The organism is Moraxella sp. E33BD (assembly GCF_041807865.1).
Taxonomy (GTDB): domain Bacteria; phylum Pseudomonadota; class Gammaproteobacteria; order Pseudomonadales; family Moraxellaceae; genus Moraxella; species Moraxella haemolytica.
On record NZ_JBGTZD010000011.1, the window covers coordinates 42,209 to 58,057 of the forward strand.

11 protein-coding genes are annotated in these 15,849 nt (G+C 45.6%); 10 read left to right on the forward strand and 1 reads right to left on the reverse strand.

All coding sequences use genetic code 11. From position 1 onward, the window contains the following. The first annotated feature begins 322 nt into the window (after positions 1-322). The 7 genes from sdhC to lpdA all read left to right on the forward strand — a co-directional run bounded on the left by sdhC (position 323) and on the right by lpdA (position 9,809). The gene (gene sdhC, locus ACERC6_RS07855; protein WP_284673729.1) at positions 323-712 is read left to right on the forward strand and encodes a succinate dehydrogenase, cytochrome b556 subunit; all 390 of its coding nucleotides are present in this window, start codon (positions 323-325) and stop codon (positions 710-712) included. Continuing rightward, complete coding sequence (gene sdhD, locus ACERC6_RS07860) at positions 712-1,068, forward strand: succinate dehydrogenase, hydrophobic membrane anchor protein (protein ID WP_284673730.1); 357 nt, start codon at positions 712-714, stop codon at positions 1,066-1,068. The genes sdhC and sdhD overlap by 1 nt, the downstream gene beginning before the upstream one ends. 46 nt (positions 1,069-1,114) lie before the next feature. Beyond that, the gene (gene sdhA, locus ACERC6_RS07865) at positions 1,115-2,965 is read left to right on the forward strand and encodes a succinate dehydrogenase flavoprotein subunit (RefSeq protein WP_284673731.1); all 1,851 of its coding nucleotides are present in this window, start codon (positions 1,115-1,117) and stop codon (positions 2,963-2,965) included. A 101-nt stretch (positions 2,966-3,066) separates the two neighbouring features. Beyond that, positions 3,067-3,777, forward strand: a complete 711-nt coding sequence (locus ACERC6_RS07870; protein WP_284673732.1) for a succinate dehydrogenase iron-sulfur subunit — start codon at positions 3,067-3,069, stop codon at positions 3,775-3,777. Between the two features lie 400 nt (positions 3,778-4,177). Further along, positions 4,178-7,012, forward strand: a complete 2,835-nt coding sequence (locus tag ACERC6_RS07875; RefSeq protein WP_373628470.1) for a 2-oxoglutarate dehydrogenase E1 component — start codon at positions 4,178-4,180, stop codon at positions 7,010-7,012. Positions 7,013-7,085: 73 nt separating this feature from the next. Next, on the forward strand, positions 7,086-8,303 hold the full coding sequence (gene odhB / locus ACERC6_RS07880; RefSeq protein ID WP_373628471.1) for a 2-oxoglutarate dehydrogenase complex dihydrolipoyllysine-residue succinyltransferase: 1,218 nt from the start codon (positions 7,086-7,088) through the stop codon (positions 8,301-8,303). A gap of 60 nt (positions 8,304-8,363) precedes the next feature. After that, the gene (gene lpdA / locus ACERC6_RS07885; protein WP_373628472.1) at positions 8,364-9,809 is read left to right on the forward strand and encodes a dihydrolipoyl dehydrogenase; all 1,446 of its coding nucleotides are present in this window, start codon (positions 8,364-8,366) and stop codon (positions 9,807-9,809) included. 267 nt (positions 9,810-10,076) lie between these two features. Here lpdA and ACERC6_RS07890 read toward each other — a convergent pair whose 3' ends face one another. Beyond that, entirely contained in the window at positions 10,077-11,393 is a 1,317-nt protein-coding gene (locus ACERC6_RS07890; protein WP_373628473.1) for a YadA-like family protein, read from the reverse strand. Between the two features lie 399 nt (positions 11,394-11,792). On the opposite strand from ACERC6_RS07890, the gene ACERC6_RS07895 reads away from it, so the two are divergent. From ACERC6_RS07895 to ACERC6_RS07905, 3 genes are all read left to right on the forward strand, one after another. Beyond that, positions 11,793-12,659, forward strand: coding sequence for a UTP--glucose-1-phosphate uridylyltransferase (locus ACERC6_RS07895; protein ID WP_284673737.1), 867 nt, complete (start codon positions 11,793-11,795; stop codon positions 12,657-12,659). A gap of 218 nt (positions 12,660-12,877) precedes the next feature. Then, positions 12,878-14,506, forward strand: a complete 1,629-nt coding sequence (gene pgi, locus ACERC6_RS07900; protein WP_373628475.1) for a glucose-6-phosphate isomerase — start codon at positions 12,878-12,880, stop codon at positions 14,504-14,506. Beyond that, positions 14,503-15,723 carry a UDP-glucose 6-dehydrogenase gene (locus ACERC6_RS07905; protein WP_284673739.1) on the forward strand — a complete coding sequence of 407 codons (1,221 nt, stop codon included), beginning with the start codon at positions 14,503-14,505 and terminating at the stop codon, positions 15,721-15,723. The genes pgi and ACERC6_RS07905 overlap by 4 nt, the downstream gene beginning before the upstream one ends. The last annotated feature ends 126 nt before the right edge of the window (positions 15,724-15,849 follow it).

Genomic DNA, 15,849 nt, shown 5'->3' on the forward strand with positions numbered 1-15,849 from the left:
ACCACTTGCATTGCAAGACTTTTTTGGTATCGGGCTTAATCGCCAATCAGATTGCCAACTCTTGGATAAGCTCATCTTATAAAAGTATATTTTTTATGGTGTTCGCTGTGTGGCGTTTCAATTTTTAGCTGCATCGTTTTTTATTTAGTTTGGTTAAAATTTGTTTGGCTTGTCTGGTTTATAACAAAAATAAGAGTGATTGATTTTGTTGGACTAATTGCGTTAACTAATTTTATTGAACCAAGAAATAAGAATTTGTATCTAAAATGATGCACCCCGTCAGCCAGCTCTCCTTGCCCTTTGCGGCGTAAATTAGATGAGGATGCCCGCTGTGAAAAGCAACCGACCGATAAATTTACCTCTTAGTCAAGTGATTGCGGTGAACTCAAAATCACCAATCGCCATGGCTTCTATCTTGCACCGTGTTTCTGGCATTGTGCTATTTTTACTTGTTCCTGTGATGCTGTATCTCTTGCAAGTCTCATTGTCCTCTCCTGAGGGTTTCGCCTCAGTGTTTGATAATGTCTTGGTTCGTTTTGTGGCATGGGTTTTTGTGGCGGCGACCGCTTATCATTTTGTGATGGGTGTTAAGCACTTGCTTGCAGACCTTGGCATGAATGAAGAATTTAAGTCTGGGAAGACCGCTGCCATCATCAGCTTTGTGATTGCGGCAATCTTGATTGTAGCTTCGTTTGTATGGGTGATGTTCTAATGTCTAGAAATAATTCAGGTATTAAAAGTGCGACAGGTCTAACTGGTTCAGGCTCTCGTGATTGGATCTTGCAACGCATCAGTGCGGTTGTGCTGGCAGTTTATGCTGTGGTAGTTGTGGGATTTTTCCTATTCAATCAAGTTGATTACACCGCTTGGCACGGCTTTATGACAAGCCTACCAATGAAGCTATTTAGCTTGGTGACGATTTTATCGCTTGTATTCCACGCATGGGTAGGTATGTGGACGGTATTTACTGACTATGTTAAGTCATCAGGTCTGCGTTTGGTGCTACAAGCAGCTGTCATCGTGGCTGTTTTGGTTTACCTGTTTTGGGGTGTGATGATTTTTTGGTAATCTGCCAGTCATCAACTGATACATTGATAACATTTTAGGAATTAACATGGCATCAGCACAAGATAATACAATTAATAACATTCCAACGCTCAACTTTGACGCAGTCATCGTTGGTGGTGGTGGTTCTGGTATGCGTGCATCATTGCAGCTGGTTGAAGGCGGCATGAAAGTGGCGGTACTGACCAAAGTTTTCCCAACTCGTAGCCATACCGTAGCAGCACAAGGCGGTATCGGTGCATCATTGGGTAACATGAGCAATGACAACTGGCATTTCCACTTCTATGACACCGTCAAAGGTTCTGACTGGCTAGGCGACCAAGACGCTATTGAATATATGTGCCGTGAGGCTCCAAAAGTCGTCTATGAGCTAGAGCATATGGGTATGCCGTTTGACCGTAATGCAGACGGCACGATCTATCAGCGTCCATTTGGTGGGCATTCTGCCAACTATGGCGAAAAAGCTGTACCTCGTGCCTGTGCCGCTGCTGACCGTACAGGACACGCTCTACTGCACACCTTATATCAAAAAAACCTTGAAAAAGGCACTCAATTTTTCGTTGAGTGGATTGCTCTTGACCTCATCAAAGATGGCGAAGGCAACATCAACGGTGTGGTGGCTTTAGACCAAGAAACAGGCAATATCTCTGTATTCCAAGCCCAAACAACTGTTCTGGCTACTGGTGGTGCAGGTCGTATCTTTAAAGCCTCTACGAACGCCTATATCAACACAGGCGATGGTTTGGGTATGGCGGTGCGTGCAGGCATTCCACTACAAGACATGGAATTTTGGCAATTCCACCCAACAGGTGTGGCGGGAGCTGGCGTGCTATTGACCGAAGGCTGTCGTGGCGAGGGTGCTATCCTTCGTAACAAGCACGGCGAGGCATTCATGGAGCGTTATGCACCGACCCTAAAAGACCTAGCACCTCGTGATTTCGTTTCTCGTTCTATGGACCAAGAAATCAAAGAAGGTCGTGGCTGTGGTCCTAATGGCGACTATATCGTGATGGACATGACGCATCTGGGTCATGCCGAAATCATGAAGCGTTTGCCATCGGTGTTTGAGATTAGCCATAACTTCGCTAATGTGGACATCACCAAAGAGCCAGTACCAGTTGTACCAACCATTCACTATATGATGGGTGGTATTCCAACCAACATTCACGGTCAAGTAACCGTACCTGTACTAGACGGTCAGGTAGATGAACAAGGTCTATATACTGAAGGTCGCATCATCAAAGGTCTGTATGCCATCGGTGAATGTGCGTGTGTGTCAGTACATGGTGCGAACCGATTGGGTACGAACTCTTTGCTTGACCTTGTGGTGTTTGGTCGTGCAGCAGGTCAACATATCCTAGATGAGTTTGCAAAATCTGACCATGGCTACAAGCCATTAGACCCACGAGTGCTAGACTTCACTCAAGCTCGCCTTGATAAGCTACAAAACTCTACTGAGGGCTATAATGCCCAAGAAGTTGCTGATGAAATCCGCAGTATCATGCAGTCTCACGCAGGCGTATTCCGTACCCAAGCGTTGATGGACGAGGGTGTTGAGAAGATTTTGGCACTTGCACCAAAAGTTGAGCAAATCTATCTAAAAGACAAATCAGCTGTCTTTAACACCGCACGCATTGAAGCACTAGAAGTGGCGAACCTGTATGAAGTTGCTAAGGCGACCATGCTGTCAGCTGCCCTGCGTCATGAGTGCCGTGGTGCCCATTCTGTGCTAGATTACGAGCGTCCTGCTGATGATGAGTATGCGCCACTAGGTCGTAACGACCATGAGTGGATGAAGCATACGCTTTGGTATTCAGAAGGCAACCGTGTGATTTATAAGCCTGTTCGTAAAAAGCCACTGACTGTGGACTATTGTGAACCACGAGTTCGTACTTTCTAATTTCGTTTCATATTCTTAGATGTGTTGGAATAATGACCCATAAAACATAGCATTGTGTCATTATTTCAGCCATCATCAAAAAAATTTTGTGGAGAAGTACCATGAGTCGAGGCACTCGCATTGTAGAGATTTATCGCTACGATCCAGATAAAGACAATGCCCCTTATATGCAAACTTATGAGATTGAGCTACTAGAATCTGATCGTATGTTGCTAGATGTGTTGTTGCGTCTTAAAAAGATGGACGAAACACTTACTTTCCGCCGCAGCTGCCGTGAGGGTATCTGTGGTTCTGATGGCATGAATATTAACGGCAAAAATGGTTTGGCGTGTTTGATTAACATGAACACCTTGCCAAATAAGATTGTGGTGCGTCCATTACCTGGCTTGCCTGTGATTAAAGATTTGGTTGTGGACATGAACCAATTCTATGCCCAGTATGAAAAAGTACACCCATACCTAATCAACAGCCAACCTGCACCACCAAAAGAGCGTTTGCAGTCGCCCGAAGACCGTGAGAAGCTAAATGGTCTATACGAATGTATTTTGTGTGCATGCTGTTCTACTTCTTGCCCATCGTTCTGGTGGAACCCTGATAAGTTCCTTGGACCATCAGCACTATTGAACGGCTACCGTTTCATCATTGATAGCCGTGATAGTGATACCCAAGCTCGTTTGGCTCGTCTTGATGACCCATTTAGCTTGTTCCGTTGCCGTGGTATCATGAACTGTGTGTCGGTATGTCCAAAAGGTCTAAACCCAACCAAAGCCATCGGTCATATCCGTAATATGTTGCTTGATGTAGCAGGCTAACTGCTCGTTGGGCGGTATCAAAGGTCTTATCTAAAGATAAGGCCTTTTGCTTTACAATAGCTGATGATGAACAGCCAACAGGGTGGTTGTCATGAGTTTAACCAATGACACACAAAATGGCTTAAAGTAGGAAATTTTATAAATAAGTGCTGATTATCATCACAAAATGAATAATGATGATGGTTGTTTTGCTGATTTTTACGAAAATTTACGACCATGCACATTTTTAAAAACATTCCAACTTGTTATCTTGCATTAAATGGCGTACACTATACGGTTGATATGCGTCTCATTTGAAAGCATGGACGCATAGGTAGATATTTAGGTCAATATTTAGACGATTGGTTCACTTATTGATGAGATTTTATCCTAAAAATTCACCAAGAAAATGGCGAACATTATGACAAACAGTAAAGACACGGTGGCATATCAAAACACCGAATTAGCAGCAGATGGTGCAGCGTATATTGAGGCGTTGTACGAAGATTATTTGGCAGATAAAAATAATGTTAGCGAAGAATGGCAAGCCTATTTCGCCAATTATCGCACCGATACAGATGCACCGCATAATGCCATCAAAGAGCAGTACCTGCTACTGGCTCGCAACCAAACCAATGCCCGTCCTGTTGCACAAGGTGCAGATAGATGCGACCCTAAACAGATGGCGGTACAACAGCTCATCTCTGCGTATCGTCGCCGTGGTCATCGCAAGGCCAATCTTGATCCATTAAATCTACAAAACCGTCCTGCCATTGAAGAGCTGACTTTGGCATATCACGGCTTATCTGAGGCTGATCTGGATACGGTATTTCCAACCAACTTGATGAGCATTGGCAAAAATGAAGCCACTTTGCGTGAGATCATCGAGATTTGCGAACGCATCTATTGCGGTAGTATCGGCTATGAATATATGCATGTCTTTACTGCTACCGAGAAAAAGTGGTTTGAGGACTATATTGAATCTAATCAAGGTCATATCCGCTTTGATAAAGACAAAAAACTTGAAATCTTTGATCGCTTGACCGCCGCCGAAGGTCTAGAAAAATACCTAGCTCGTAAATACACAGGCGTAAAACGCTTCGGTCTAGAAGGTGGCGAAAGTTTTATCCCTGCGGTACACGAGATGATTCAGCGTGTGGGTACTTATGGTGCCAAAGAAGTGGTCATTGGCATGGCTCACCGTGGTCGCTTGAACCTATTGGTTAATATCATGGGTAAAAACCCATCAACATTATTTGATGAATTTGATGGCAAAATTCAGCCAACCGTAGGCTCAGGCGATGTGAAATACCACAACGGCTTTAGCTCAAATGTCATCACCAAAGGTGGTGAGCTACACCTTGCTTTGGCTTATAACCCATCGCATCTAGAAATCGTCTCTCCTGTCATGCTAGGTTCGGTGCGTGCTCGTCAAGCCAGACGCTCGGAAAAATACGGCTATGAGATTGATAACAAGACCGTACTGCCTATCGTGGTGCATGGCGATGCTGCCTTTGCAGGTCAGGGTGTCAACCAAGAGACTTTCCAGATGTCGCAGACTCGTGCCTACAAGACAGGCGGTACTTTGCATATCGTGATTAACAACCAAGTGGGCTTTACCACCAGTCGTCCAGAGGACGCTCGTTCAACCGAGTATTGCACCGATGTGGCGAAGATGGTTCATGCACCGATTTTGCATGTCAATGGCGATGACCCAGAGGCAGTGGTGTTTGCTTCTCAGCTACTGGTGGATTATCGCAACGAGTTCGGTCGTGATATCGTGTTGGATATCGTCTGCTATCGCCGTAACGGACACAATGAGTCAGATGAGCCATCAGCAACCCAGCCACTCATGTACAAAATCATCAAAAAACTGCCAACCGCACGCACGCAGTACGCAGATAAATTGGTGAAAGAGGGTATCATCACCAAAGATGAAAGCACCCAAATTGAAGACAACTACCGTGTGGCACTAGACAACGGTCAAGATGTCGCACAGGGTTTGGCTAAGGAGCCAGACACTAGCTTGTTCGTGGACTGGTCGCCGTATATTGGGCATAAGCTAGAAGATGACTGGGATACAGGCGTTGATATTGAAAAATTAAAGTCCTATGGTCGTGCGATGGCAAAAGTGCCAGAGGGCTTTGAGCTACAACGCCAAATCGCCAAAGTACTAGAACAACGCCTTGCCATGCAGACAGGCGAAGAGCCACTCAACTGGGGTGCGGCAGAGACTTTGGCATATGCGTCATTGGTTGATGAAGGATTGTTGGTGCGTATCACAGGTGAAGATGTGGGTCGTGGTACTTTCTCTCATCGTCATAGCGAACTGTACAACCAAAAAGATGGCAGTATGTACATTCCGCTACAGCATATCCGTGAAGGTCAAGCTCGTTTTGCTACTTATAACTCACTATTGTCAGAAGAAGCGGTGCTTGCCTTTGAATATGGCTATGCCACCACCATGCCAAATGCTTTGGTGGTATGGGAAGCACAGTTTGGCGACTTTGCTAACGGTGCACAGGTCGTGATTGACCAGTTCATCTGTTCTGGCGAGACCAAGTGGCAGCGTCTGGCAGGTCTTACCATGCTATTGCCACACGGTTTTGAGGGTCAAGGTCCAGAGCATTCTTCAGCTCGCTTGGAGCGTTATTTGCAGTTGTGTGCTGAGGATAATATGCAAGTCATCACCCCAACGACACCTGCACAGATTTTCCATGCGTTGCGTCGTCAAGTGGTGCGTCCTGCTCGTAAGCCACTGATTGTCATGTCGCCAAAATCATTGCTTCGCCACCCACTTGCCACATCCACTCTAGAAGAGCTAGCGAATGGCAAATTTGAAACCGTGCTACCAGAGATTGACGCACTAGATAATCATGCAGTAACTCGTGTGGTGCTGTGTGGTGGTAAGGTGTACTATGAGCTACTTGACCAGCGTCGTAAACTGGGTCTCAATCACATCGCCATTGTGCGTGTGGAGCAGTTGTATCCGTTCCCTGCTGAGCGTGTGAAGGCTGAACTTGCCAAATATCCGAACACCACATCTGTTGTGTGGACGCAAGAAGAGCCGAAAAATCAAGGAGCGTGCTACTTCATCATGCCAGAGCTGTACGACTTGGATACCAACCTATCCATTGAAATGGCAACTCGCCCTGCGGCTGCTGCCCCTGCGACAGGCTCACCAAAGATTCATAATGCACAGCAAAAAGCCCTGATTGCCGAAGCATTGGGTGTTGATGTTGAAGTGTTACAATGATTGATACACCAAACCGATGCTAAGTCGGTTTGGTCTTTTACCATATTTTATTGATTATAATTAGGAGTTCATCATGTCTCAAATTAAAGCCCCAGTATTCCCAGAGTCGGTACAAGACGGCACTATCGTTGAATGGCATATCGCCGAAGGCGAGCAGGTCAGCCGTGACCAACTGCTTGCTGAAGTTGAAACTGATAAGGTTGTGCTAGAAGTCGTTGCCCCTGATGATGGCGTGATTACTAGCATCATCAAAGGTGTGGACAGCACGGTGCTATCTGATGAGGTGATTGCCGAGTTTGAAGCAGGTGCAACCGCTGCAGCACCATCAGCACAGACGCCAAGCGAGTCAGAAGCTGCTAAAGGCACGACCATTGACCCTACTTCTGTGGCAGCCCCTGTACAACCAAAAGCGACCAATGAAGGCGATTTTAAAGACCAATCGCCTGCTGTCCGTAAAGCCGCCAAAGAAACAGGTGTTAATCCTGCCGATGTTCAAGGTTCGGGTCGTGGCGGTCGTGTTACCAAATCTGACATGATCAACCCAACGCTAAAAACCACCTCTGGTAGCGTGATTGCCACTGCGGTGGGTGAGCGTGCTGAGACTCGTGTGCCAATGACTCGTCTGCGTAAGCGTATCGCTGAGCGTCTGTTGTTAGCAACCCAAGAAACAGCGATGTTGACCACTTTCAACGAAGTGAACATGAAGCCTTTGATGGACTTGCGTGCTAAGTACAAAGACCAATTTGAGAAGCGTCATGGCGTAAAATTGGGCTTCATGTCGCTATTTGTTAAAGCGGCGACCGAAGCGTTGAAGCGTTTCCCTGCGGTTAATGCTTCTATTGATGGTGATGATATCGTGTATCACGGCTATTATGATGTGGGCGTAGCGGTGTCTTCTGACCGTGGTTTGGTTGTGCCTGTGCTTCGTGATACCGACAACATGGGTCTGGCTGATATTGAAGGCGGTATTCGTGATTATGCCACCAAAGCCCGTGAAGGCAAGCTGTCTATTGATGAGATGACAGGTGGCACATTCACCATCACCAACGGCGGTGTGTTTGGTTCACTACTATCAACCCCAATCATCAACCCACCACAAACTGCTATTTTGGGTATGCACGCCATCAATGAGCGTCCGATGGCGGTTAATGGTCAAGTGGTTATCCTACCGATGATGTATCTGGCTTTATCTTATGACCACCGCTTGATTGATGGTAAAGATGCGGTACAATTCTTGGTAACCATCAAAGAGTTGATCGAAGATCCTGCACGCCTAATTCTTGATATCTAATCTGTTATTTAGATGCCTATCGCAAGGTGGGCATCATTCATTACAAAAGAGAGAATAATAATGAAAACTTCATATGATTTGGTTGTAATCGGTGGTGGTCCTGGTGGTTATGAAGCTGCCATTCGTGCCGCTCAGCTTGGATTTAGCACCGCCTGTATCGAAAAACGCATTCATAAAGGCGAGCCTGCTTTGGGCGGTACTTGCCTAAATGTGGGCTGTATCCCATCAAAGGCTCTGCTAGACAGCTCACACCGTTATGAAGCAACTCGCCACGAGCTAGACGAGCATGGTATCACCACAGGCGATGTCGCCATTGATGTCGCCAAAATGCTAGCACGCAAAGACGGTATCGTCAAAGGCTTGACCGCAGGCGTGGCAGGTCTATTAAAAGGCAATGGTGTGGACTGGCTACAAGGCGTGGGTACTTTGCTTGATGGCAAATCTGCCGAAAAACAAGTCAAATTCACCGCTCATGATGGCACCGAGACCACCATCACTGCTAAGTATGTGATTTTGGCGGCAGGTTCTGTGCCGATTGAGATTCCTGTTGCTAAGACTGATGGCGAGTATATCGTAGATAGTACAGGTGCTTTAGAGTTTAGCGAAGCACCAAAACGCCTAGGCGTGATTGGTGCTGGCGTGATTGGCTTGGAGCTTGGCTCGGTATGGCGTCGCTTGGGTTCAGAAGTGGTTGTGTATGAAGCCATGCCAGAGTTTTTGGCAGTGGCTGATAAAGACATCTCAAAAGAAGCTGCCAAACTCCTTAAAAAACAAGGTCTTGACATTCGTGTGGACACCAAAGTTACGAACGCTGAGGTGGTGAATGGCGAGGTGGTGGTTACGACCGATGTGAAAGGCGAGGTTAAGACCGAGACCTTTGATAAGCTTATCGTCTGCGTGGGTCGCCGTGCGTATAGCGAAGGTCTATTGGCTGATGGCTGTGGCATCGAGCTGACCGAGCGTGGCTTGGTAGCGGTAGATGACCAATGCAAAACCAACCTAGATGGCGTATATGCCATTGGCGATTTGGTGCGTGGTCCGATGCTTGCTCACAAGGCGATGGAAGAAGGCATGATGGCGGTAGAACGCATTCATGGCGAAAAAGCCCAAGTGAACTACGATACCATCATCAGCGTGATTTATACTCACCCTGAGATTGCGTGGGTGGGTCTGAGCGAACAAGCCGCCAAAGACAAAGGTCATGAAGTTAAAACAGGCTCATTTAGCCTAGCTGCTAACGGTCGTGCCTTAGCTCAAGGCGAAGGTCAAGGCTTGATTAAAGTTGTGGCAGATGCCAAGACTGACCGTCTGTTGGGCTTGCACATGGTGGGCGTGGGTGCAGGCGATATCGTACATCAAGGCATGATTGCTCTTGAGTTTGTGTCGAGCGTTGAAGATTTGCAGCTGATGACATTTGCTCACCCAACAGTATCAGAAGCCGTGCATGAAGCGGCACTGTCGGCAGATGGTCGAGCGATTCACGCCATTCAGCGTAAAAAACGCTAATCTGAGTCAAAATAGCAAATCCAAAAAACACCCACACAATGGGTGTTTTTTGTGCTTGACTTTTGTCTGATCTACCTTGTCTTGAATGATACACGGCTTGGTATATGGCTTTATACATGGGCTTGTGTGTGGCTTTTAGGATTGGGTTGGTTGTGATGGTAAGAAGTCATGCTGTCCATCTCAACTACGCAAATCCACAACAAAAAAACCGCTCAAAATCATTTGAGCGGTTTTTATTGCCAGTATTGTTAGACAATACAGCGTGCATTATTTCCAGCGATAGCCTGCACCTGCACCGAAAATACCAGAGCCAGATGAGGTCAACGAACCACCCAGCTTGTAGGTGAACTTACCAGTTTCGCTAGCACCAGTAAAACCAAGTGCTACAGCACTTTCGCCATTATAGAAGCCTGTGCCACCAGTGATGTACTGGCTGCCTGCTGCTGGTGCTGGCATCATGGCAAGAGCAACAGAACCTGCAATACCGGCACTTAGGTCTTTGTCCAGTCTGTTGATTTTACCATTAAGGTTTTGATGTCCTGACTGTAGCGTGTTGATTTTGGTGTCAAATGCATCTACTTTATTGCCAAGTGTGTTCACTTGCTCTTGGTCCGCCTTTTTCTTCAAATCGGCTCCAATGGTGCCAACTTCTGTTTGCAATTTAGCGATATTGCCTTGGTTTGTACCTGCGATAGAAGCTAGGTGAGTATCCGCTTGTTTTAGAGCATCAACAGCAGATTGATTTGCTTTGGTTGCGATGGCAGCGGTGTTTTGAGCGATGGCAATGCTGTTGGTGTCTGCAGTTTCAGCAACTGCATTGACATATTTTACTGTATCAACGATGGCAGCGGTGTTTTGAGCAATGGCAGTGGTGTTTTCTGCGATTTTACCTTGTTGCTCGTTGTTTACTGAGACAGCATTATCTGCAACCGCTTTGGCTACTCGCGCTTCTTCTTTCAAGGTATCAAAATCAGCTTGGCTTGCTTTGGTGTCAACTTTATCTAGTACGCCTTGAATGTTGCTTGCGTTGTCATTTTGGAAATTAAAAAAGATGCTTGAATCTAGTTTACCTGTTAGAGCAGCATCAACATCAGCTTTATTTGCTTTGATCGCTAGAGCAGCATCAACATCAACTTTATCTGCTTTGGCAATGCTGTTGATGTCTGCAGTTTCAGCAACTGCATTGACATACTCAGTCAAAGCTTCAATATCTTCTTCATGATAAGCATTCACGGCTCCAACAATCTCAGTCAAAGCTTCAATATCTTCTTCATGGTTGATAGCGGTCTTATAGAGCGGTTTTAACCACTCTTTAATAGTATTAGTAGTAGCGTTGATATCATTAGTGTCGATCTTAATCTCGTCGATATTCTTATCTATTATGACTTTTAGATCTTCTGACTTTTCTGGATCTAACTGTTGTGTGACTATTTGAGCAAACGCTTGGGTGGTGGTTGCACTTGCCAATACGGTCAACGCCAATGCTGAGGCAACCACTCGACCTTTAGAACGAGAAGTGGCGATTTCTGAGCAAACCACAGATTGACCAAGCGAGTTGCGCTTGACTTTAAAGATTTTATTCACAAGATAACTCCTATCTGATTTGTGATGAAAGGTAAATAAGAACCCAGTGTGTAGCTTTTGGGCACCCATCGCCATATGTTTTAATATTGTTTCGCTTTATGGTAACAAAACATCGCTTTTGTGTCAAATATATTTTAGCATCATTTGAAGCCTTGCTATAAAAAATTTTTTTTGGATTTTTTGGGTGCATAAGATGAGCGGATGTATTATTGGTGAGATAGGTCATTTGCCTGCATTGTCATTATGCGATGTGTGTTATAATCAAACATTGATTGAATGTCATGAGGTTGAATGGTCATGATGGATCATTTGGCTGGTCTGATGCTCAAGGTGTCATGACTTTTTTGAATTGCTGTTATTTAATCATAGTAGCCATTGTAGATGTGATAGGTAGTTTAGATGAAATCAGTAACTTATGCCATCATTCCTTGTGCAGGCTTTGGCACACGGATGCTCCCGCTTTCAAAAGCCATCCCAAAAGAGCTGTTACCACTTGGTAACAAGCCCGCCATTCACTATGTCGTCATGGAGGCGGTGCGTGCTGGCATCAAAAATATCGTGCTTGTCAATCACGCCCAAAAGGGTGCGATAGAAAATTATTTTGACACCAACAGCGAACTAGATACCCAACTTCGCTCAAAAGGCAAAGATGACATGGCAGATGGGCTGACTGTGTTGCCAGATGGTGTGCAAATCATCAGCGTCCGCCAAGGCAAGCCTTTGGGGCTAGGGCACGCTGTGCTTTCGGGGCGTGCGGTGGTGGGCGACCGTCCTTTTGCGGTGCTACTGCCTGATGTGGTCATCGATCCTTATCACACCGACTATGCAATGCACAATCTGGCTTATATGCTTGATCAATTTGCCAGTACAGGTCGCAGCCAGATTTTGGTTGAACCTGTGGCAAAAGAAGACATTCACAAATACGGCATTGCCAAACTCAATAACGCCCAGACCCTACAAAAAGACGAACAAAACCAGTCCTTTGCTGTCATGGGCTTTGTAGAAAAACCAACCGCCGATGTTGCTCCATCAAACTTGGCGGTCGTGGGTAGATATGTGTTTGACCCTAAGATTTTTGAGTATCTTGATGGGGCTGTCCCAAGCGTTGGCGGAGAGATTCAGCTGACCGATGCCATCGATGCGTTGATTGGCAGTCGTGGTGTGGATGTGGCGACCATGGTGGGCGATAGTTTTGATGCCGGCGACATGACCAGTTATATGCGTGCGTTCATGTACTTCGCCAACAAGCAACTCGCCGAGAAGTAAATCACCAAAAAGCAACTGACTAAAAACGGCTTACAAAAAACGGCTTACAAAAAACAGTTTGCAAAAACAGCTCTCTGGGCGGTCATCAAGTCAAGATGGCATTATCTTTTGTGTTGTTTTTTGTTGGTTTTTGGTGGTAAGTCTTTGGTGGTCTGTTTGAGACACGCTTGTCTTTTGGTTCATGACCCAAAGTTTATGTGGAATTGCAGGATAATATCATGCTCAATACAACACACTCAACAACTTGGCAATCTCTTTGGTCTTATGCCACCACGCCCCTAGATTTGGGCGATTTGTTTTGGTCTGACCCTAAGCGAAGCGAGAGATTTAGTGCCAGTGCTTGCGATATTTTTATGGATTTTAGTAAGCAGGCGATTGATGATGAGATTTTGGCGGATTTATTGACGCTAGCAGATGAGTTTGAATTATCCAGTAGGATTAATGATTTATTGACTGGCAAAAAAATCAACGACACCGAAAACCGCTCAGCCCTGCACACCGCCCTTAGACTGCCTAAAGGCGAGACGCTGATGGTGGACGGCATTGATGTGGGCGGTCAAGTCCACGCCAGTTTAGAAAAATGTGCAACGATGGTGGAGCGTATCCGCACCAAAGTATGGCGTGGCTATTCTGGCAGGGCGATGAGCGATGTGGTCAATATCGGAGTGGGTGGGTCTGATCTTGGACCATTGATGGCAAGTGTCGCTTTAGATGAGTGGGCGGATACCGATACTCGTGTGCATTTTGTCTCTAATATGGACGGCACTCAGCTTGATATTTTGCTAAAAACTCTAAATCCCCAGACCACTTTGTTCATCATCTCTTCAAAATCTTTTGGCACTGCCGATACGCTCGCTAATGCACAGACGGCTTTGTCGTGGCTGTTGTCTTTTTGTGATCATAGACCGACGGTTTTACGCCATCATTTTATTGGCATTTCTACTCGCCCTGACAAGATGAGCGAGTGGGGAATCCATGACGATAACCAACTACTGCTTTGGGACTGGGTGGGTGGACGCTTTTCTATGTGGTCGGCGATTGGGCTTGCCATTGCGATTAAGGTGGGCATGGACAACTTTTATGAGCTGTTGGCAGGGGCAAGCGACATGGACAGACACTTTGCCCAAAGCTCGTTTGAACAAAACCTGCCAGTGCTGTTGGGTCTGCTTGGCGTGTGGAATGCGACATTTTTGGGAATCAATGCCCATGCTGTCTTACCCTACGATGGACGGCTGAAATTTTTTCCCAATTATCTCACTCAGCTTGAAATGGAATCTAATGGCAAATCAGTGGCGCGCAACGGTCAAAAAGTGGCTTATCAGACCTGCCCAATTTTATGGGGAGATATTGGGTCAAATGCTCAGCACGCTTTTTATCAGCTGTTACATCAAGGTACTCAAAGGGTATCGTGCGACTTTATCACGCCCATCAACCGCTACGACAACCACCAAGCACATGACAGACAATTAGACAATCAGCATAAATTATCACTAGCAAACTGCCTTGCCCAGTCGCAGGTGTTGGCGTTCGGCAATCGTGCCTTGCCTGATGAATTAAGAAATCATGATGATCAATTTAGCCAATTTAAACAATATCGAGGCAATCAGCCGTCCACCACCTTGCTACTGAGTGCTTTATCGCCCAAGACGCTAGGTTCGCTCATCGCACTGTATGAGCATAAAGTCTTTGTGATGAGTGTGATTTGGCAAATCAACCCTTTTGACCAATGGGGCGTGGAAGTCGGCAAGGTGATGGCACAAAGCGTGTTTGGCGTGCTAAATGGCAATATGGGTAGCTTTGATGGCTCTACCAATCATTTACTAAAAGTCATTTTGGATAACAAATGAAACAGATTCAAATCATTGGCATCAATCATGAGAGTATCAATACCGCCATATTTTTGGCAAGTCATGCTTGGCAGGTGTCTATTTTGGCAAGCCAACAACAGATAGATGAAGTCTTGATGCCTTATCAGTTTGACCGTCAATTGTCGTTATTGTGGCAGTTTTATGTAACTGATAACAAAATCATCATTCAAGCCGACCTAAAGCCGACCCCTTATTATTGGCTGTTTTTTGATGAGCATCATGATAATGACTGTCTCAATCTTGACCTAAATCCAAGCTCACAGGTCATCTTAAGCGGTGCAAAGCCATTGGGGTTTTTTGATGATTTTGCAGAGCGGTTAGCGACCAACTGGGTGTATTATGTGCCATTTAATTTTTTAAAAGACGGTAACAATTTTAATGCGTTTTTTCATATTGAATTATTGCTGATTGGCGAGAAATTACAGGGCAGCGTTGATCATTCTGATGTGTTGGCGTCTTTGATAAAAAATAGCGACAAGCACTATTTTGCTGATATTAAGACCGTTGAATTGGCAAGAGCAAGCATCATAGGAATGCTTGCCACACGGCTGTCCTTCATCAATGAGATGGCACGACTGGCTGATGGTGTCGGCGTGAATATCAAGCAGATTGAGACGATGATGGGGCTAGATAAGCGTATCGGCTCGCATTATCTAAAAGCAGGTTGGGGATTTGGTGGTAAAACTTTGCCCAATGAATTGGCACACTTAACCCAAAGTTTCCATGATAATGGCGTGGACACTTCGCTATTAAAAGCAGTGGCAGATGTCAATGGCGACCAAAAAGAGCTGATATTTAGAAAGTTTTGGCAGTATTTTAATGGTGGGATTGAGAATAAGCAGGTGGTGATTTGGGGGGCGGGTTATCGCACCAATACCCCAAAGACCACTGGCAGTGCCATTCATGCCTTACTAAAACTGTGCTGGGCGTATGATATTAAAACTTGCGTTTATGCGGTCAATACTGCCGATGAACTAAAAAGTCTATATGGCGATCAGCCATTATTCCAACTGCTAAGCGACCCATACACGCTCACAACCGCCCACGCCTTATTCATCATCAACTGGTCGGAGAATGAGCTGATTGATATGGGCAGATTAAATAACTTTACCTTGCCGATATTTGATGCCAAAAATGTCTTTGATGATGAGCAGGTGTTGAGTTATAAAGGGTTTTATACAGGCGTGGGCAAGTAAGTCTGACAAGATGACAAGTGATTGGATGGTGGCACACGCTTAGATGAAGTGGTGGCTGTCTTATGGAGATGACCCAAAAAAACCGCCCAATTATCACAAGGGAATAATTGGGCGGTTTTTTTGATG